Origin of the sequence: Pseudomonas sp. UME65, assembly GCF_014170225.1 — a bacterium.
Classification (GTDB): domain Bacteria; phylum Pseudomonadota; class Gammaproteobacteria; order Pseudomonadales; family Pseudomonadaceae; genus Aquipseudomonas; species Aquipseudomonas protegens.
Genome location: NZ_LZZQ01000010.1, coordinates 667,330 through 684,487 on the forward strand (window position 1 = coordinate 667,330; position 17,158 = coordinate 684,487).

Consider the following 17,158-nt stretch of genomic DNA (forward strand, 5'->3'; position numbering starts at 1 on the left):
TTATGCAAGTTAAGCGTTTTTTCGCCGCCGATATGCGTCAGGCCATGAAACTGGTTCGTGATGAGTTGGGCGCTGAAGCCGCCATCATCGGCAACCGGCGGATCGCCGGCGGTGTCGAGCTGACGGCTGCGCTGGATTACAAGTTGTCGGCCTTGTCGCCACGGGTTCCGAACATGGAACTCGAGGACGAGCTGCGCAAGACCCAGTCGCGGATTGTCACCGCCCAGGCTGAACTGAGCCTGCGGGGCGAGGGCGACAGTGCCTCGATCACCAATCGCCAGCTGTTCGCCGGCCTGCCGTTGACCGCGGCCGAGCCCCTGATCGAGCCGACCCTGACCGAGCGTCCGCGCCCGGCGCCGGCTCCTGCAGCGCCACCTGCCGATACGCGGGCGCTGGACTCGATGCGTTTCGAGCTCAACGGTCTGCGCGAACTGCTGGAAGTGCAGCTCGGCTCCCTGGCCTGGAGCCAATTGCAGGGCAGTCGTCCGGAGCAGGCCAATCTCTGGCGTCGCCTGCAGCGCATCGGCCTGTCGGGCCCGCTGGCCCGCGACCTGCTGGCACTGATTACCGAAATCAACGAACCCCGTCAGGCCTGGCGCATGTTGCTGGCGCACCTGGCGCGAATGATCCAGACCCCGGAAGTCGAGCCTCTGGAAGAGGGCGGCGTGATCGCCATGGTCGGCCCGGCCGGCATGGGCAAGACCACCACCCTGGCCAAGCTGGCGGCGCGCTACGTGCTCAAGTACGGGGCGCAGAACATTGCCCTGGTGAGCATGGACAGCTATCGCATCGGCGCCCAGGAGCAGCTCAAGACCCTGGGGCGCATCCTCAATGTGTCGGTGACCCATGTGGACCCGGGCCAGTCCCTGGCCCAGGCACTGGATCCGCTGCTGCGCAAGCGCGTGGTGCTGATCGATACCGCCGGCCTGCAGGCCAGCGATCCGGCGTTGCGCATGCAACTGGAGAGCCTGGCCGGTCGTGGCATTCGTGCGAAGAACTATCTGGTACTGGCTACCACCAGCCAGAAACAGGTGCTGACCGCCGCCTACCACAGCTACAAACGCTGCGGCCTGGCCGGTTGCATCCTGACTAAACTTGATGAAACAGCCAGTCTTGGCGAAGTGTTGAGCCTGGCCATCAGTCATGAGCTGCCGGTTGCCTATCTCACTGATGGTCCGCGGATTCCTGACGATCTGCACCTGCCTCGCCGGCATCAGCTGGTGAGTCGCGCGGTAAGCGTACAGATGCAGGAAGAACCCAGCGAGGAAGCCATGGCCGACATGTTCGCTGACCTTTACCACAGCCCGTCCAAACGGGTTGGCTGAGGTAATCATGAATAGATTGCAGTGTATCTACATCGATGGTCTGCCATGCATTGTTCCAATGGTGAACGCGCAGCCAGTTATGTGGCCCCGTCTAAGTAAGACAAGGTAAAGAAAGAACATGGGCAGCATGCATCCCGTACAGGTGATTGCGGTGACCGGCGGCAAAGGTGGCGTCGGCAAGACTAATGTGTCAGTGAACTTGTCCCTGGCTCTGGCTGAGCTCGGCCGGCGGGTCTTGCTGCTGGATGCCGACCTGGGACTGGCCAATGTCGATGTCCTGCTGGGCCTGACTCCCAAACATACCCTGGCCGACGTCATCGAGGGCCGTTGCGAGCTGCGCGATGTGCTGCTCCAGGGCCCTGGAGGCATCCGCATCGTACCGGCCGCCTCGGGCACCCAGAGCATGGTGCACCTGAGCCCCGCGCAGCACGCTGGCCTGATCCAGGCCTTCAGCGATATCGGCGACAATCTCGATGTGCTGGTGATCGACACCGCTGCGGGTATTGGTGACTCGGTAGTCAGCTTTGTCCGCGCGGCCCAGGAAGTACTGCTGGTGGTGTGCGACGAGCCGACCTCGATCACGGACGCCTACGCGCTGATCAAGCTGCTCAACCGCGACTACGGCATGAACCGTTTCCGGGTCCTGGCCAACATGGCTCAGAGCCCTCAGGAAGGTCGCAACCTGTTTGCAAAATTGACCAAGGTCACGGATCGCTTCCTGGACGTGGCCTTACAATACGTCGGCGCAGTTCCCTACGACGAAAGCGTACGCAAGGCCGTGCAAAAGCAGCGTGCGGTCTATGAAGCCTTTCCTCGTTCGAAGTGTGCATTGGCGTTCAAGGCCATCGCGCAAAAAGTCGATACCTGGCCGTTGCCGGCGAACCCACGCGGGCATCTGGAGTTTTTTGTCGAGCGGCTAGTGCATCAAACAGCGGGACCGGTGCTATGACTGCCAGTGGCTACAACCTCTACAAGAAGTCGGCGCGTGACAGCCAGTACGAATTGATCGAGCGCTACGCGCCTCTGGTCAAGCGTATTGCCTATCACCTGCTGGCGCGGTTGCCGGCCAGTGTTCAGGTAGAAGACCTGATTCAGGCCGGGATGATCGGTTTGCTCGAAGTATCGACCAAATATGACGCGAGCAAGGGGGCGAGTTTCGAAACCTACGCGGGTATCCGTATCCGTGGGGCGATGCTCGACGAGGTTCGTAAAGGCGACTGGGCACCGCGTTCGGTGCACCGTAATACGCGCATGGTCAGTGATGCGATTCGCGCAATTGAAGCTAAAACCGGTCGTGACGCTAAAGATCATGAAGTTGCGGCCGAACTTCAATTGAGTCTCGACGATTATTACGGGATTTTGAACGACACCTTGGGCAGCCGCCTGTTCAGTTTCGACGACCTGTTGCAGGACGGCGAGCATGAAGGGCTGCATGAGGATGGCGCCAGTGCTCATCTCGAGCCGTCACGGGACCTGGAGGATGAACGCTTCCAGGCCGCGTTGGCGGATGCGATTGCCAATTTGCCGGAGCGCGAGCGACTGGTGTTGGCGCTGTACTACGACGAAGAGCTGAACCTCAAGGAAATCGGTGAGGTCCTGGGGGTCAGCGAATCGCGGGTCAGCCAGTTACACAGCCAGTGCGCAGCCCGTTTGCGGGGGCGTTTGGGGGAGTGGCGAGCGCGCTGACAGGCAGTGTGGGGACACTGCGTTCAGGACCGGTGAAGCAAGCGCTGCACCGGTCTTGCAGTATGTGCTCCATGCAGTCGTTGTGTGTTATGCCGGATTGATTGAATGGCGCGTTCAGGTGCTGGATGCGTTTAAGACTGCTTGGAGGTCGAATTGGACAAGAACATGAAAATCCTCATCGTTGATGACTTTTCAACGATGCGGCGGATCATTAAGAACCTGTTGCGTGATCTGGGATTCACCAACACGGTCGAGGCCGACGATGGCACTACCGCCATTCCGGTACTCAACAGCGGGAGCATCGACTTTCTGGTAACGGACTGGAACATGCCGGGCATGACCGGTATCGACCTGCTGCGCCACGTGCGCGCCGATGAAAAACTCAAGCACCTGCCGGTATTGATGGTGACTGCTGAAGCCAAGCGCGAGCAGATCATCGAAGCTGCCCAGGCCGGCGTAAACGGCTATGTCGTCAAACCATTCACGGCTCAGGCGTTGAAAGAGAAGATCGAAAAAATCTTCGAACGCATCGGTTGAGACGCGTAGCCATTCCGCCACGGGGGAGCTATGGAGCATAACGAATCTTCACTGGGCGACTTTGAGTCGACCCTGAAAAAACATGCGCTGGAACTGGTCGAGAGCCTTGAAAAGGGCCGGTTCGGCGAAGCGGTGCAATTGATCCATGAGCTCAATCAGACCCGTGACCGCGGCCTGTACCAGGAAGTGGGCAAGCTCACCCGCGAGCTGCATAGCGCGATCGTCAATTTCCAGATTGACCCGCACATGCCGCAAGCCGAGGAAGTTTCACAGATCACGGATGCCACTGAGCGCCTGTCCTATGTGGTCCGGCTGACGGAAGCCGCAGCCAACCGCACCATGGACCTGGTGGAGAGCAGCACCCCGCTGGTCAACGGCCTGAGCACTGAAGCCCAGGCCTTGAGCGCAGACTGGGGGCGCTTCATGCGGCGCGAGGTCGGCGCTGAAGAGTTTCGCGAACTGGCGCGCCGGGTCGACAGTTTCCTGACGCGCAGCGAGCAGGAAACCCGCACCGTTTCGGGCCACCTCAACGACATTCTGCTGGCGCAGGATTACCAGGACCTGACCGGTCAGGTGATCAAGCGTGTGACCCAGTTGGTCACGGAAGTCGAAAGCAATCTGCTCAAACTCGTCTTGATGGCCAGCCAGGTCGATCGTTTTGCCGGCATCGAACATGACCGTGAATCGATCCTCGCTGAAAAAGATCCGCAAAAACATCTCGCCAAGGGTGAAGGTCCGCAGATTCATGCCGATAAACGGGAAGACGTTATGTCCGGTCAGGACGATGTAGACGATTTGCTTTCCAGCCTTGGATTCTAGGAGCACCCATTAATGAGCTTCGGCGCCGATGAAGAGATCCTTCAGGATTTCCTGGTTGAGGCCGGCGAGATTCTAGAGCAACTGTCCGAACAACTGGTCGAGCTGGAAAGCCGGCCGGATGATGCGGACTTGCTCAATGCAATTTTTCGCGGTTTTCACACTGTTAAAGGGGGCGCCGGCTTCCTCCAGCTCAATGAGCTGGTGGAGTGCTGCCACATCGCCGAGAACGTCTTCGACATCCTGCGCAAGGGTGAGCGGCGAGTCGACTCGGAACTGATGGACGTGGTGCTTGAAGCTCTGGACGCGGTGAACGGCATGTTCAGCCAGGTCCGTGAGCGCACCGAAATCACCGCTGCCACACCGGAGTTGCTGGCGGCCCTGGCGCGCCTGGCCGAACCTGCCGGTGCCGAGCCTGCAGCACCTGCTGTGGAAGAGGTGGTTGAGCCGGTTGCCGAGCCTGTGGCCGAAGAAAGCCCGGCAGGGGACATCACCGATAACGAATTCGAGTTGTTGCTCGACTCGCTGAATGCCGCCAAGGCCGAAGCCGAAGCAGCGCCTGCCGCCGCACCTGCGGCCCAGGGCGAGCCAGCCAGCGATGAAATCACCGACGCCGAGTTCGAATCCCTGCTCGATCAGTTGCACGGCAAGGGCCAGTTCGCCCCGGATGCCGTGGCACCGGCCGCGGCCAGTGCCACCAGTGGTGCGGCTGGCGCAGGTGATGAGATCACCGACGATGAATTCGAAGCATTGCTGGACCAGTTGCATGGCAAGGGCAACTTCGCCGTGGAGGCCCTGGATTCGGCCGTGGCGGCGGCGCCTGCCGCTCCTGCCGCAGCCGCACCAAGCGCAGCCGCAGCCGGCAGCGACCTGATCACCGATCACGAATTCGAATCCCTGCTGGATGAGTTGCACGGCAAGGGCAAATTCTCCGAAACCCCGGGTGCGGCCAAGCCAGCCGCGGCCACTGCGGCTCCGGCTGCGGCGGCCACTGCTGCCGTCGCCAAGCCGGCGGCGAAGAAGCCCGAGCCCAAGGCCGAGGCGCCGAAAGCTGCCGCTGCTCCTGCTGCGGCACCGGCACCGGCTCGCGCCGCCGCTGCGGCCCCGCCGGCGGAAAAGCCTGCCAGCGAAGCGGAAACCACGGTGCGTGTCGATACCGCGCGCCTGGACGAAATCATGAACATGGTGGGCGAGCTGGTGCTGGTGCGTAACCGCCTGGTGCGCCTGGGCCTCAACAGCGGCGACGAAGCCATGTCCAAGGCCGTGTCGAACCTCGACGTGGTGACTGCCGACCTGCAGACCGCGGTGATGAAGACCCGCATGCAGCCGATCAAGAAGGTCTTCGGGCGCTTCCCGCGCCTGGTTCGCGACCTGGCCCGGCAGCTCAAGAAAGAGATCAACCTGGAGCTGGTGGGGGAAGAAACCGACCTCGACAAGAACCTGGTAGAAGCCCTGGCCGACCCGCTGGTGCACTTGGTGCGCAACGCGGTGGACCACGGCATCGAATCGCCGGAAGAGCGCGAAGCCTCGGGCAAGTCCCGTGGCGGCAAGGTGGTACTGGCGGCGGAACAGGAAGGCGACCACATCCTGCTGTCGATCTCCGATGACGGCAAGGGCATGGACCCGAACGTGTTGCGCGCCATCGCCGTCAAGCGCGGCGTGATGGACAAGGACGCCGCCGACCGCCTGAGCGATACCGAGTGCTACAACCTGATCTTTGCCCCGGGCTTCTCCACCAAGACCGAGATTTCCGATGTGTCCGGTCGCGGTGTGGGCATGGACGTGGTGAAGACCAAGATTTCCCAGCTCAATGGTTCGATCAACATCTATTCGACCAAGGGCCAGGGCTCGAAGATCGTCATCAAGGTGCCGTTGACCCTGGCGATCATGCCGACCCTGATGGTCATGCTCGGCAACCAGGCATTCGCTTTCCCGCTGGTCAACGTCAACGAGATCTTCCACCTCGACCTGTCGCGCACCAACGTGGTGGACGGCCAGGAAGTGGTGATCGTGCGCGACAAGGCGTTGCCCCTGTTCTACCTCAAACGCTGGCTGGTCAGTTCCGCCGCTCATGAAGAGCAGCGCGAGGGCCACGTAGTGATCCTTTCGGTGGGTACCCAGCGGATCGGCTTCGTCGTCGATCAACTGGTGGGCCAGGAAGAAGTGGTCATCAAGCCCTTGGGCAAAATGCTTCAGGGAACCCCGGGCATGTCCGGCGCCACCATTACCGGTGACGGCCGCATTGCTCTGATCCTCGATGTTCCGAGCATGCTCAAGCGTTACGCCGCACGGCGTATTTGATTCGGCGGGGAGGGGCGGTTGGCCTCGCCCCACCTAACGGAGTGTTTATGGCAGTCAAAGTCCTGGTGGTGGACGATTCGGGTTTTTTCCGCCGCCGCGTCTCGGAAATTCTTTCAGCGGATTCGAATATCCAGGTCGTCGGCACGGCGACCAATGGTAAAGAGGCGATCGATCAGGCCCTGGCGCTCAAGCCGGACGTGATCACCATGGACTACGAGATGCCGATGATGGATGGCATCACCGCAGTGCGGCACATCATGCAGCGCTGCCCGACGCCGGTCCTGATGTTCTCCTCCCTGACCCACGAAGGCGCCCGAGTGACCCTCGATGCGCTGGATGCCGGGGCGGTGGACTTTCTGCCGAAGAACTTCGAGGACATCTCGCGCAATCCCGAGAAGGTCAAGCAGTTGCTGTGCGAGAAGGTCCACAGTATCTCGCGCAGCAATCGGCGCTTCAGCAGCTACAGTGCTCCAGCACCGCAGCCGGCGAGTGCGCCGGCACCTGCTCCTTCGAGCTTCGCCAGTTCGCGCTCGCCAGCTCCCGCACCGGCTCCGGCCCGCGCAGCGGCGCCGGCGGCCAGTGCGAATTCGCCGGCACCCAAGCGCAAGGCCTACAAGCTGGTGGCCATTGGTACGTCCACAGGCGGCCCGGTGGCGCTGCAGCGGGTCCTGACCCAGCTGCCGGCCAACTTCCCGGCACCTATCGTCTTGATCCAGCATATGCCGGCGGCCTTCACCAAGGCCTTTGCCGAGCGTCTGGACAAGCTCTGCCGCATCAGCGTCAAGGAAGCCGAGGATGGCGACATCCTGCGTCCAGGCCTGGCGCTGCTGGCGCCTGGCGGCAAGCAGATGATGGTCGACGGTCGCGGTGCGGTGAAGATTCTCCCGGGCGATGAGCGCTTGAACTACAAGCCGTGCGTGGATATCACCTTCGGCTCTGCGGCCAAGTCCTACAGCGACAAAGTTCTGGCGGTGGTGCTCACCGGCATGGGCGCCGACGGTCGTGAAGGCGCGCGTCTGCTCAAACAGGGCGGCAGTGCGGTATGGGCCCAGGACGAGGCCAGCTGTGTGATCTATGGCATGCCAATGGCCATCGTCAAGGCCAACCTGGCGGATGCGGTGTACAGCCTGGACGACATCGGCCGGCACCTGGTCGAGGCCTGTCTCTGATGGATGTGCTCAGCCTTATCGGGATCATCATGGCGTTTGTCGCCATCATCGGTGGCAACTACCTGGAGGGGGGGCACCTGTCGGCCCTGGCCAACGGTCCGGCGGCACTGATCGTGCTCGGCGGGACCATCGGCGCGGCACTGCTGCAGTCGCCGCTGAGCGCCTTCAAACGGGCCATGCAGATCCTTGCCTGGATCCTGTTCCCGCCCCGGGTCGATCTGCCGGGCGGCATCGACCGGGTGGTCAACTGGAGCCTCACCGCGCGCAAGGAAGGCCTGCTGGGCCTGGAAGGCGTGGCGGATGCCGAGCCTGACAGTTATGCGCGCAAGGGCTTGCAGTTGCTGGTGGACGGTGCCGAACCCGAAGCCATCCGCAGCATTCTCGAAGTGGATTTCTATACCCAGGAAAGTCGTGATATCGAGGCCGCCAAGGTGTTCGAGAGCATGGGCGGCTATGCGCCGACCATCGGCATCATCGGCGCGGTAATGGGGCTGATCCACGTGATGGGCAACCTGGCCGATCCATCCCAGCTGGGTAGCGGCATCGCCGTGGCCTTCGTCGCCACTATCTATGGGGTGGCCAGTGCCAACCTGGTGCTGCTGCCGATCGCCGCCAAGCTGAAATCCGTTGCCTTGCGCCAGTCGCGTTACCGGGAAATGCTCCTCGAAGGCATCCTGTCGATCGCCGAAGGCGAAAACCCCCGCTCCATCGAGCTGAAGCTGCAAGGCTTCATGGACTGATTATGGCCCGTCGTCGCCAGCAAGAAGAACACGTCAACCATGAGCGCTGGTTGGTTTCCTACGCCGACTTCATTACCTTGCTGTTCGCGTTTTTCGTGGTCATGTACTCGATTTCCTCGATCAACGAGGGCAAGTACAAGGTCATTTCCGAAGCCTTGATCGGGGTCTTCACCGACTCCGATCGTAGCCTCAAGCCGATTCCCATCGGCGACGAGCGTCCCAAGACCGTGACCCCGGCCAAGCCCCTGGTCAAGGACAGCGACCAGACCGACGCCGGCATCGCCGGGGCCAGTGACCCGCTGAAAAGCATCGCCGATGACATCAGCGCAGCCTTTGGCGACCTGATCAGCTCCAACCAGATGACCGTGCGCGGCAATGAACTGTGGGTGGAGATCGAACTCAACTCCAGCCTGCTGTTCGGCAGTGGCGATGCCATGCCCAGCGACCAGGCGTTCACCATCATCGACAAGGTGGCGAAGATCCTCAAACCCTTCGACAATCCGATCCATGTCGAGGGCTTCACCGACAACCTGCCGATCCAGACCGCGCAATACCCGACCAACTGGGAACTGTCCTCGGCCCGTTCGGCGAGCATCGTGCGCATGCTGGCGATGCAGGGGGTGAACCCGGCGCGCATGGCCTCGGTGGGCTACGGTGAGTTCCAGCCAGTGGCCAACAACGCCACCGCCGAAGGTCGGGCGCGCAATCGCCGGGTGGTGCTGGTGGTGTCGCGCAACCTGGATGTGCGCCGCAGCCTGACCGGTACCGGCACCGCCCATGCAACACCGGATGCGGCACTCAAGCGTGCTGGCACACAAACTGCACCAACCCCGGTCAAAACGCCGGTACAGGGAAGCGCCGTCAATTCTCCGTCACCTGCTTTATAACTTAGCGCTATGTCTCGCCCCGCTGTGGCCGGGCGGGAGGAACCAACCGAATGAGAGTCTGGGCAGTTGCCAATCAAAAGGGTGGTGTCGGTAAAACCACCAGTTCCATCGCTTTAGCCGGCTTGCTGGCCGAGGCGGGCAAGCGTGTGGTCGTGGTCGATCTCGACCCCCACGGCTCCATGACCAGCTACTTCGGCTATGACCCGGACAGCCTGGAGCACAGCAGCTACGACCTGTTCCTGCACAAGGGCAATGTGCCCCAGGACCTGCCGGGCCAGTTGTTGCTGGGTACCAGCCACGAGCGTATTTCGCTGTTGCCGTCCAGCACCGCGCTGGCCACCCTGGAGCGCCAGTCGCCGGGGCAGAGCGGCCTGGGCCTGGTGATCGCCAAGAGCCTGGCGCAGCTGTGGCAGGATTTCGACTATGCGGTGATCGACAGCCCCCCGTTGCTCGGGGTGCTGATGGTCAACGCACTGGCGGCCAGCCAGCAGTTGGTGATCCCGGTGCAGACCGAGCACCTGGCGGTCAAGGGCCTGGAGCGCATGGTCAATACCCTGGCCATGGTCAATCGCTCGCGCAAGCAACCCTTGCCGTTCACTATCGTGCCGACCCTGTTCGACCGCCGTACCCAGGCCTCCCTGGGCACCCTGCGGGTACTGCGGGACAAGTTTCCCGAGGAGATCTGGCAAGGCTACATTCCGGTGGATACCCGCCTGCGCGACGCCAGCCGGGCCGGGGTCACCCCTTCGCAATTCGATGGCAAGAGCCGCGGCGTACTGGCCTACAAGGCCTTGCTCAAGCACTTGCTGGCCCAGCAGCTCGTGGCGCAGGTGGCTTGACGTGAAGCGTTATTCAAGTCGCCACGCCGCCCGGCCGATAACCCCTACAGGTCACTGTATCGGGGTTTTAGCGTGGGCATCCTCATGAACCGTCCTCTGGATGTAAAGAGCCGGCCGCAGTTGGCGCTGCAGTCGTACCTGGACGCTTTGCTGCAGGACGCCACCGACGAGGAGTTGCTGCCAGAGCCGCCGATCCCGGTGCCCGCCCCGGTAGTGGTCGAAGCCTCCAGTGAAGTGCTGGATGAATTCCAGGCCGCGGTACTGGAAGAGCAGGCCCGTGACGCCGAGCTCCAGCAGAACTCGGCGCCTGCGGTTGCTGCGCCAGAGCCCGTTGCCACCCCTGTGCTGGAAGCACCGGAGCCCATGCCAAGCACCCTCTCGCCCGTGGTGCCGATGCTCCAGGCCCTGGTGCCGCCCGTGGTGGAAGTGCACTTGCCGCCGAGCAATACGCCGCCTCCGGTCACCGGCAGCGATCGTCCCGCCTGGGCGGCAGAGCCGTTCGAGTGCCTGTTGTTCGATGTCGCGGGCCTGACCCTGGCGGTGCCCCTGGTGTGCCTGGGCTCGATCTATTCCCTGGCCGGGCAGGAGCTGACGCCGCTGTTCGGCCAGCCGGAATGGTTCCTCGGTATCCTGCCGAGCCAGGCTGGCAACCTGAAGGTGCTGGATACCGCACGCTGGGTCATGCCGGATCGCTACCGCGACGATTTCCGCCAGGGCCTGCAGTACGTGATCTCGGTCCAGGGCTATGAGTGGGGGCTGGCGGTGCACCAGGTCAGCCGCTCGCTGCGCCTGGACCCCAATGAAATCAAGTGGCGCAGTCACCGTGGCCAACGCCCGTGGCTGGCCGGCACGGTGATTGAACATATGTGCGCCTTGCTCGATGTTGCCGAACTGGCGGAATTGATCGCCACCGGTGGCGCCAAGCAGATGGCGATCAGTCAAGCGGCCCACAAGCCGAAGTAAACCAACAACAGGCCGCGTCCGTCGGGCGTAGCCACACAGAACACACGCCGTTTTCAACGGTTATTTGAGGGGTCAGGGTATGAATAAGTCGTCGTCTGCACAGGGTTCCGAAGATCCGATCCTGCAATGGGTCACCTTCAAGCTGGATAACGAGTCCTACGGCATCAACGTGATGCGGGTCCAGGAAGTGCTGCGCTATACCGAGATCGCTCCGGTGCCGGGCGCACCCAGCTACGTGCTGGGGATCATCAACCTGCGCGGCAACGTGGTGACCGTGATCGATACCCGCCAGCGCTTCGGCCTGGTGCCGACCGAAGTCAACGACAACACCCGGATCGTCATCATCGAAGCCGACAAGCAAGTGGTCGGGATCATGGTGGACAGCGTCGCCGAAGTGGTTTACCTGCGCCAGTCGGAAGTCGAGACCGCGCCGAACGTCGGCAACGAAGAGTCGGCCAAGTTCATCCAGGGCGTGTGCAACAAGAACGGCGAACTGCTGATTCTGGTTGAGCTGGACAAGATGATGAGCGAAGAGGAATGGTCGGAACTGGAGAGTATCTGATTGATCCTCGAGGTAGCGGTAATTGTCCTGGCGATCCTCTGGGTCGCCACTCTGGCTCTGTTCCTGTCCTACACCCGCAACCAGCGGCAGATTGCTGCCCAGCAGGCTGAGGGTGACGCCGTGCGCGACCAGCGGATCAAGGAGCTGGCCAAGCGCGTCGACCATTACCAGAGCGGTACGGTGCGCATGGGCGAGGACCTGCACGAGTTGCGCGCTGTGGTAGCGCCTTTGCCGGACAAGCTGGCCCAGCTGGAGCAGCGTGACCCTTCCAGCCTGTCGTTCGCCCAGGCCGCGCGCCTGGTGGGCATGGGCGCCAGCGTCGACGAGCTGACCCAGTCCTGCGGCCTCACCCAGGCCGAAGCGGAGCTGGTCAGCAAGCTGCACAAAGGCTGATGTAGCCGCGAACGCCCGCTGCAAAAAGGCCCCTGGGGCCCTCATGCGGCCGGGCTGTCTCAGTAATCGTCGCCGCGTTCGGTGATGTCCTTCTCCAGTTCCGCCCGTTGCGGATCATGCCCCGCCGGGAACTTGCCCTTGAGGTTCCAGGCGAAGGCGATGATCTCGGCGATGGTCCGGTACAGCTCCGGCGGAATGCTCTCGCCCAGCTCCAGTCGCGCCAGCAGCTTCACCAGCTCGGCGTTCTCGTAGATCGGTACTTCATAGTCCCGGGCAATCTTCAGGATGGCTTCGGCCAGTTCGTCATCGCCCTTGGCGGTGAGGGTCGGAGCCTGCTGGCCATCGTATTTGAGGGCGATGGCCTGGCGTGGTGGCGGAGAGTGCTTCATGCGGTTTCGTCCACCCAGCGTTGTTCCAATCGGGTTTGCGGGCCCTGGGGCGGAGTGCCGAGGTGGCAATCCAGGTCGCCGACATTCAGTCCCGAGGCCAGCAGGCGTTCGCGCAGGTTGCCCAGGTGGCTTTCAATCAGGCTCGCCGTGTAGGGGCGCTCGGCCCAGAGCTGGCTGGACAGCCGGCCCTGGATCAGCTGTGCCTGGACTTGCAGCGGGCCCAGAGGCTCCAGGTCGAAGGCCAGGTCGACCCGCCACAGGGCCTGCTTGGGCTCACGTTCCTCGCGTTTGTGTTCCGGCTCCGGTTCCGGCGCCTCTTCGCGCTGCAGCTTGACCTGCAAGGGCACGATGTCCTGCAGGTTGCGCATGGGGATTTCCAACTGCCAGGTACTCAACAGCCGGCCATCGTCGGTCAGGCCGCTTTGCTCCAGGCTCGACAATTGATGGCTCTGCAAGCGCGATACGGCCGCGGCGGCCAGGCGCAGCAGTTGTTCCAGGTCACCTTCGCCTTCCAGGCTCTGCAGCAACCGTTCCGGCAATGGAAAGCCGGTGGGCGAAGCCTTGGCGCTGACCTGGCCGAGGGTACCCAGGGCGCTGCGCACGAAGCTGGGCAGCGACTGGGCCAGGGTGTTGGCGGCCAGGATGGCGTTGAAGCTGGTGGAGGCGGGCAGGCCCGGGGTCAGCCGGGCGATCAGGCGCAACAGGTCGGCCTTCATGTCCGGCACCTGCCCTGGGTTGGCCCCGGCCAGCAGCCGGGCTTCCAGGAACAGGCCGCTGCCCAGCAAGGCCTGGGCCACGCCGCGCGGGTTGCTCAGTTGCTGCACGTCGGGCAGGCCGGCCAGCAGACGCTCGACGGCGGCGCGCAGGTCAGTGGAGGTGGTCGAGGGGTCACTGTCGGCGGGCAGGTTCTGCAGGGCGTTGATCAAGCTACTGAGGGAGCCCTGGCGGCTTTGCTGGCTGGCCAGTTGGGCGGCGATGGCCAATTGCTCCTGACGGCTGCTCAGGGGGACGAAATTCAGGGTCTGGGCATCCGAGACCAGGGCGCTGAGCAGGCTGCCGATGCGCAGTGGCTGCGGGCTTTCGATGCTCAGGGTGGCGCCGCTCTGTGCGGTGTTGAGCAGGCTCACCAGGGAGCGATAGATCGCCGGCTGGCTGGTGCCCTGGGGCAGCATCTGGCTGGTCAGCACCTTGGCCTGGATCAGGGTGCCGGGGGGCAGTTGGCTGGTGTCCAGGCGGGTCAGGGCGGCGACACTGGAGGCGATGGCCTGTTGCACGGTGATCGCCAGGTTGCCCGCCGAGGGTTGGGTGACCGCCAGGCTGGTGCCCTGGGGCAGGGGTTGATTGCTGGTGGCCTGCAAAGTGGTTTGCCGGCCGTTGTCCAGGGTCACTTTGAGCAGCAACTGGAACGTCTGGTCGGTCTGCTTGAGCGACAGCACTTCGGCCTTGGCGCTCTGGCCGGCGGCAATCAGGCCTTCCAGGGGCGGCACCAGCTTCAGCAGTTCCCCGCTGATCGCCTGGGGGCGCGAGGCGCCGGGCGCGGGCACCTGGGGCGCAGGCAGGATGTTCATTTCGCCTGTCATTCGGACACAACCTGTGGAAATTAGCCCTCATAAGCGTAGGGCTTCGCATGTATAATGCCGCCCGTCTTTGGGGGAGTGGTGAAAACATTGCAATTGTTTGACGCAGCTCTCTAGAACAGGCCGCCAATGCATTTATCCTGCATCTCTTTAACGGCCGCTCCGTTGCCGACTTGAACCTGTAAAGGCCCGCTATCCCTTGACCAGCCCTCTTCTCGAAGCCGTAGCACTCGCCTGTGAGCGCGATTGGCGGATGCTATTTGAACACCTCGAGTTGCGTCTGACGGGCGGCGACATGGTGCAGATCAGCGGCCCCAACGGCAGCGGCAAGACCAGCCTGCTGCGCCTGCTGGCCGGGTTGATGCAGCCCACCAGCGGCCAGGTGCTGCTCAATGGCCAGCCATTGCACGCCCAGCGCGCGGAACTGGCCCGCAACCTGTTGTGGATCGGCCATGCCGCCGGCATCAAGGAGCTGTTGAGCCCCGAGGAGAACCTCAGCTGGCTCTGTGCCCTGCACCAGCCTGCCCGGCGCGAGGCGATCTGGCAGGCCCTGGCGGCGGTCGGCCTGCGCGGTTTCGAGGATGTGCCTTGCCATACCCTTTCCGCCGGCCAGCAGCGCCGCGTGGCCTTGGCGCGCCTGTACCTGGACAGCCCGCCGTTGTGGATACTCGACGAACCCTTCACCGCCCTCGACAAGCAGGGCGTGGCCCAGCTCGAAGAGCACCTGGCGGGCCATTGCGAGCGTGGCGGCATGGTGGTCCTGACCACCCACCACAGCCTGGCCCGCATGCCTTCCGGCTACCGTGACATTGACCTGGGACGGTGGGCCGCATGAGTGTGTTTGCCCTGTTGGTGGCCCGTGAAGCGCGCCTGTTGTGCCGGCGCCCGGCGGAACTGGCCAACCCCTTGGTATTTTTCGCAATCGTTGTTGCACTGTTCCCCCTGGCCGTGGGACCTGAGACACAATTGTTGCAAACCTTGTCTCCGGGGCTGGTCTGGGTAGCGGCCCTATTGTCCGTCCTGCTCTCGCTGGACGGGCTTTTTCGCAGTGATTTCGAGGATGGATCCCTGGAGCAGTGGGTCCTTTCGCCGCACCCCCTGGCTCTTCTGGTTCTGGCCAAGGTACTGGCACACTGGGTGTTTTCCGGGTTGGCACTGGTCTTGCTCGCGCCCTTGCTGGCGGTGATGCTGGGGCTGCCTGCCGCCTGTCTGCCGGTGCTGCTGATGTCCCTGCTGCTGGGGACCCCGGTGCTCAGCCTGCTGGGCGCAGTAGGCGCGGCATTGACGGTGGGGCTCAAGCGTGGCGGCCTGCTGCTGGCGCTGCTGATCCTGCCGTTGTACATCCCGGTACTGATTCTCGGCAGTGGCGCCCTGCAGGCGGCATTGCAGGGCATGCCGGCAACCGGTTACCTGCTCTGGCTTGGGAGCCTGACCGCCCTGGCAGTAACCTTGACACCCTTTGCAATAGCGGCTGGCCTGAAGATCAGCGTCGGCGAATAATAATGAGGTCTGATCATTTTTTGATCACTTCTTTCTGAGAAAAGACCCAGGCTTTTCGACCACGAAAAGCACCCGTGATGGAAATAGTGAATGAACTGGACTTGGTTTCATAAGCTCGGCTCGCCTAAATGGTTTTACGGCATCAGTGGCAAGCTGCTGCCCTGGCTGAGTGTTGCCGCCGTGTTGCTGATCGGCCTCGGCGTGGTCTGGGGCCTGGCCTTTGCGCCACCGGATTACCAGCAAGGCAACAGTTTCCGCATCATCTACATCCATGTGCCGATGGCGATGCTGGCCCAGTCCTGCTACGTCATGCTGGCCGTGTGCGGTGTGGTCGGGCTGGTGTGGAAAATGAAACTGGCCGATGTCGCCCTGCAATGCGCGGCGCCGATCGGGCACTCGATCACCTTCCTGGCCCTGGTGACCGGGGCTATCTGGGGCAAGCCGACCTGGGGTTCCTGGTGGGTCTGGGATGCCCGACTAACGTCGATGCTGATCCTGCTGTTTCTGTACGCAGGTCTGATTGCGCTCAATGCCGCCATCAGCAATCGTGACAGCGCCGCCAAGGCCTGTGCGGTGCTGGCGATTGTCGGGGTGGTGAATATCCCGATCATCAAATACTCGGTGGAATGGTGGAACACCCTCCACCAGGGCGCGACCTTCACCCTGACCGAAAAGCCTGCCATGCCGGTGGAAATGTGGCTGCCGCTGCTGCTGACCTCGTTGGGTTTCTACTGTTTCTTTGGTGTGCTGCTGTTGCTGCGCATGCGCCTTGAGGTGCTCAAGCGTGAAGCCCGGACCAGTTGGGTCAAGGCCGAAGTCCAACGCAGCCTGGAGGCCGCCCGATGAGCTTTGCATCCTTCAGCGATTTTCTCGCCATGGGCCATCACGGCCTCTACGTCTGGTCGGCCTATGGCATTTGCCTGGTGGTCCTGGCTCGTGAGCTGGTGGCGCCGATCCTGGCGCGCAAGCGCTATCTGCAACAAGAGGCGCGTCGTCTGCGCCGGGAGAACGGTAAGTGAATCCGCTGCGTAAAAAGCGTCTTTTGATCATCCTGGCGATTCTGGTCGGTGTCGGCATTGCCGTCGGCCTGGCCCTCAGCGCGCTGAAGGAAAACATCAACCTGTTCTACACCCCGACCCAGATCGCCAATGGCGAAGCCCCGCTGGACACGCGGATCCGCGCCGGCGGCATGGTCCAGGCCGGTTCCCTGCAGCGTTCCGCCGACTCCCTGGACGTGAAATTCGTGGTCACCGACTTCAACAAGTCGGTGACCATCACCTACCGCGGCATCCTTCCGGACCTGTTCCGCGAAGGGCAGGGCATCGTTGCCCTGGGCAAGCTCAACGCCGATGGCGTGGTGGTGGCCGATGAAGTGCTGGCCAAGCACGACGAGAAGTACATGCCGCCGGAAGTCACCAAGGCCCTGAAAGACAGCGGCCAGTCGGCACCGACACCAGCGAAAGAGGGTTAAGCC

General features: G+C 62.8%; 20 protein-coding genes. 18 read left to right on the plus strand and 2 right to left on the minus strand.

All coding sequences use genetic code 11. From position 1 onward, the window contains the following. The first annotated feature begins 2 nt into the window (after nucleotides 1–2). The 13 genes from flhF to A9971_RS10900 all read left to right on the plus strand — a co-directional run bounded on the left by flhF (nucleotide 3) and on the right by A9971_RS10900 (nucleotide 12,218). Nucleotides 3–1,325, plus strand: a complete 1,323-nt coding sequence (gene flhF / locus A9971_RS10840; protein WP_011060001.1) for a flagellar biosynthesis protein FlhF — start codon at nucleotides 3–5, stop codon at nucleotides 1,323–1,325. 118 nt (nucleotides 1,326–1,443) lie between these two features. Next, complete coding sequence (gene fleN, locus A9971_RS10845) at nucleotides 1,444–2,274, plus strand: flagellar synthesis regulator FleN (protein ID WP_011060002.1); 831 nt, start codon at nucleotides 1,444–1,446, stop codon at nucleotides 2,272–2,274. Further along, a complete protein-coding gene (fliA, locus tag A9971_RS10850) occupies nucleotides 2,271–3,011 on the plus strand; it encodes an RNA polymerase sigma factor FliA (RefSeq protein ID WP_011060003.1) in 741 nt (246 codons plus the stop codon). The genes fleN and fliA overlap by 4 nt, the downstream gene beginning before the upstream one ends. 165 nt (nucleotides 3,012–3,176) lie before the next feature. Continuing rightward, on the plus strand, nucleotides 3,177–3,548 hold the full coding sequence (locus A9971_RS10855) for a chemotaxis response regulator CheY (RefSeq protein ID WP_003183998.1): 372 nt from the start codon (nucleotides 3,177–3,179) through the stop codon (nucleotides 3,546–3,548). A 30-nt stretch (nucleotides 3,549–3,578) separates the two neighbouring features. Further along, the gene (locus A9971_RS10860; protein WP_011060004.1) at nucleotides 3,579–4,367 is read left to right on the plus strand and encodes a protein phosphatase CheZ; all 789 of its coding nucleotides are present in this window, start codon (nucleotides 3,579–3,581) and stop codon (nucleotides 4,365–4,367) included. Between the two features lie 12 nt (nucleotides 4,368–4,379). Then, on the plus strand, nucleotides 4,380–6,665 hold the full coding sequence (locus tag A9971_RS10865; RefSeq protein ID WP_065363385.1) for a chemotaxis protein CheA: 2,286 nt from the start codon (nucleotides 4,380–4,382) through the stop codon (nucleotides 6,663–6,665). Nucleotides 6,666–6,712: 47 nt separating this feature from the next. After that, nucleotides 6,713–7,834, plus strand: coding sequence for a chemotaxis response regulator protein-glutamate methylesterase (locus A9971_RS10870; RefSeq protein ID WP_011060006.1), 1,122 nt, complete (start codon nucleotides 6,713–6,715; stop codon nucleotides 7,832–7,834). After that, nucleotides 7,834–8,574 (plus strand): flagellar motor protein, encoded by a 741-nt coding sequence (locus A9971_RS10875; protein WP_011060007.1) that lies wholly within the window; start codon nucleotides 7,834–7,836, stop codon nucleotides 8,572–8,574. The genes A9971_RS10870 and A9971_RS10875 overlap by 1 nt, the downstream gene beginning before the upstream one ends. Before the next feature lie 2 nt (nucleotides 8,575–8,576). Beyond that, nucleotides 8,577–9,461, plus strand: coding sequence for a flagellar motor protein MotD (motD, locus tag A9971_RS10880; RefSeq protein WP_011060008.1), 885 nt, complete (start codon nucleotides 8,577–8,579; stop codon nucleotides 9,459–9,461). Between the two features lie 50 nt (nucleotides 9,462–9,511). Then, nucleotides 9,512–10,300, plus strand: a complete 789-nt coding sequence (locus A9971_RS10885; RefSeq protein WP_011060009.1) for a ParA family protein — start codon at nucleotides 9,512–9,514, stop codon at nucleotides 10,298–10,300. An 84-nt stretch (nucleotides 10,301–10,384) separates the two neighbouring features. Further along, nucleotides 10,385–11,263 (plus strand): CheW domain-containing protein, encoded by an 879-nt coding sequence (locus tag A9971_RS10890; RefSeq protein WP_183000588.1) that lies wholly within the window; start codon nucleotides 10,385–10,387, stop codon nucleotides 11,261–11,263. A gap of 79 nt (nucleotides 11,264–11,342) precedes the next feature. Beyond that, nucleotides 11,343–11,825 carry a chemotaxis protein CheW gene (locus A9971_RS10895; RefSeq protein ID WP_011060011.1) on the plus strand — a complete coding sequence of 161 codons (483 nt, stop codon included), beginning with the start codon at nucleotides 11,343–11,345 and terminating at the stop codon, nucleotides 11,823–11,825. Continuing rightward, nucleotides 11,826–12,218 (plus strand): DUF2802 domain-containing protein, encoded by a 393-nt coding sequence (locus tag A9971_RS10900; RefSeq protein ID WP_011060012.1) that lies wholly within the window; start codon nucleotides 11,826–11,828, stop codon nucleotides 12,216–12,218. A gap of 59 nt (nucleotides 12,219–12,277) precedes the next feature. On the opposite strand, the gene A9971_RS10905 is transcribed toward A9971_RS10900, so the two are convergent. Further along, nucleotides 12,278–12,607, minus strand: a complete 330-nt coding sequence (locus tag A9971_RS10905) for an EscU/YscU/HrcU family type III secretion system export apparatus switch protein (RefSeq protein WP_053156958.1) — start codon at nucleotides 12,605–12,607, stop codon at nucleotides 12,278–12,280. Next, on the minus strand, nucleotides 12,604–14,187 hold the full coding sequence (locus A9971_RS10910) for a flagellar hook-length control protein FliK (protein ID WP_183000589.1): 1,584 nt from the start codon (nucleotides 14,185–14,187) through the stop codon (nucleotides 12,604–12,606). Before A9971_RS10910 ends, A9971_RS10905 begins: the two co-directional genes overlap by 4 nt. Before the next feature lie 196 nt (nucleotides 14,188–14,383). Here A9971_RS10910 and ccmA point away from each other — a divergent pair, with 196 nt between their 5' ends. The 5 genes from ccmA (at nucleotide 14,384) to ccmE (ending at nucleotide 17,155) form a co-directional block, all read left to right on the plus strand. Further along, on the plus strand, nucleotides 14,384–15,019 hold the full coding sequence (ccmA, locus tag A9971_RS10915) for a cytochrome c biogenesis heme-transporting ATPase CcmA (RefSeq protein WP_011060015.1): 636 nt from the start codon (nucleotides 14,384–14,386) through the stop codon (nucleotides 15,017–15,019). Next, the gene (ccmB, locus tag A9971_RS10920; RefSeq protein WP_011060016.1) at nucleotides 15,016–15,684 is read left to right on the plus strand and encodes a heme exporter protein CcmB; all 669 of its coding nucleotides are present in this window, start codon (nucleotides 15,016–15,018) and stop codon (nucleotides 15,682–15,684) included. The genes ccmA and ccmB overlap by 4 nt, the downstream gene beginning before the upstream one ends. A 90-nt stretch (nucleotides 15,685–15,774) precedes the next feature. Beyond that, nucleotides 15,775–16,530: a heme ABC transporter permease gene (locus A9971_RS10925; RefSeq protein ID WP_072444213.1), complete on the plus strand. Its 756-nt coding sequence runs from the start codon at nucleotides 15,775–15,777 to the stop codon at nucleotides 16,528–16,530. Beyond that, entirely contained in the window at nucleotides 16,527–16,703 is a 177-nt protein-coding gene (gene ccmD / locus A9971_RS10930) for a heme exporter protein CcmD (protein WP_011060018.1), read from the plus strand. The genes A9971_RS10925 and ccmD overlap by 4 nt, the downstream gene beginning before the upstream one ends. Further along, entirely contained in the window at nucleotides 16,700–17,155 is a 456-nt protein-coding gene (gene ccmE / locus A9971_RS10935) for a cytochrome c maturation protein CcmE (RefSeq protein ID WP_011060019.1), read from the plus strand. The genes ccmD and ccmE overlap by 4 nt, the downstream gene beginning before the upstream one ends. The last annotated feature ends 3 nt before the right edge of the window (nucleotides 17,156–17,158 follow it).

Coding starts and splice junctions, on each gene's coding strand:
- A9971_RS10855 (WP_003183998.1), top strand. CDS start 3,177: ATGAAAATCCTCATCGTTGATGACTTTTCAACGATGCGGCGGATCATT.
- fliA (WP_011060003.1), top strand. CDS start 2,271: ATGACTGCCAGTGGCTACAACCTCTACAAGAAGTCGGCGCGTGACAGC.
- ccmD (WP_011060018.1), top strand. CDS start 16,527: ATGAGCTTTGCATCCTTCAGCGATTTTCTCGCCATGGGCCATCACGGC.
- A9971_RS10875 (WP_011060007.1), top strand. CDS start 7,834: ATGGATGTGCTCAGCCTTATCGGGATCATCATGGCGTTTGTCGCCATC.
- A9971_RS10860 (WP_011060004.1), top strand. CDS start 3,579: ATGGAGCATAACGAATCTTCACTGGGCGACTTTGAGTCGACCCTGAAA.
- A9971_RS10905 (WP_053156958.1), bottom strand. CDS start 12,607: ATGAAGCACTCTCCGCCACCACGCCAGGCCATCGCCCTCAAATACGAT.
- A9971_RS10890 (WP_183000588.1), top strand. CDS start 10,385: ATGAACCGTCCTCTGGATGTAAAGAGCCGGCCGCAGTTGGCGCTGCAG.
- A9971_RS10925 (WP_072444213.1), top strand. CDS start 15,775: ATGAACTGGACTTGGTTTCATAAGCTCGGCTCGCCTAAATGGTTTTAC.
- motD (WP_011060008.1), top strand. CDS start 8,577: ATGGCCCGTCGTCGCCAGCAAGAAGAACACGTCAACCATGAGCGCTGG.
- A9971_RS10895 (WP_011060011.1), top strand. CDS start 11,343: ATGAATAAGTCGTCGTCTGCACAGGGTTCCGAAGATCCGATCCTGCAA.
- fleN (WP_011060002.1), top strand. CDS start 1,444: ATGGGCAGCATGCATCCCGTACAGGTGATTGCGGTGACCGGCGGCAAA.
- ccmB (WP_011060016.1), top strand. CDS start 15,016: ATGAGTGTGTTTGCCCTGTTGGTGGCCCGTGAAGCGCGCCTGTTGTGC.
- flhF (WP_011060001.1), top strand. CDS start 3: ATGCAAGTTAAGCGTTTTTTCGCCGCCGATATGCGTCAGGCCATGAAA.
- A9971_RS10870 (WP_011060006.1), top strand. CDS start 6,713: ATGGCAGTCAAAGTCCTGGTGGTGGACGATTCGGGTTTTTTCCGCCGC.
- A9971_RS10910 (WP_183000589.1), bottom strand. CDS start 14,187: ATGACAGGCGAAATGAACATCCTGCCTGCGCCCCAGGTGCCCGCGCCC.
- A9971_RS10865 (WP_065363385.1), top strand. CDS start 4,380: ATGAGCTTCGGCGCCGATGAAGAGATCCTTCAGGATTTCCTGGTTGAG.
- A9971_RS10885 (WP_011060009.1), top strand. CDS start 9,512: ATGAGAGTCTGGGCAGTTGCCAATCAAAAGGGTGGTGTCGGTAAAACC.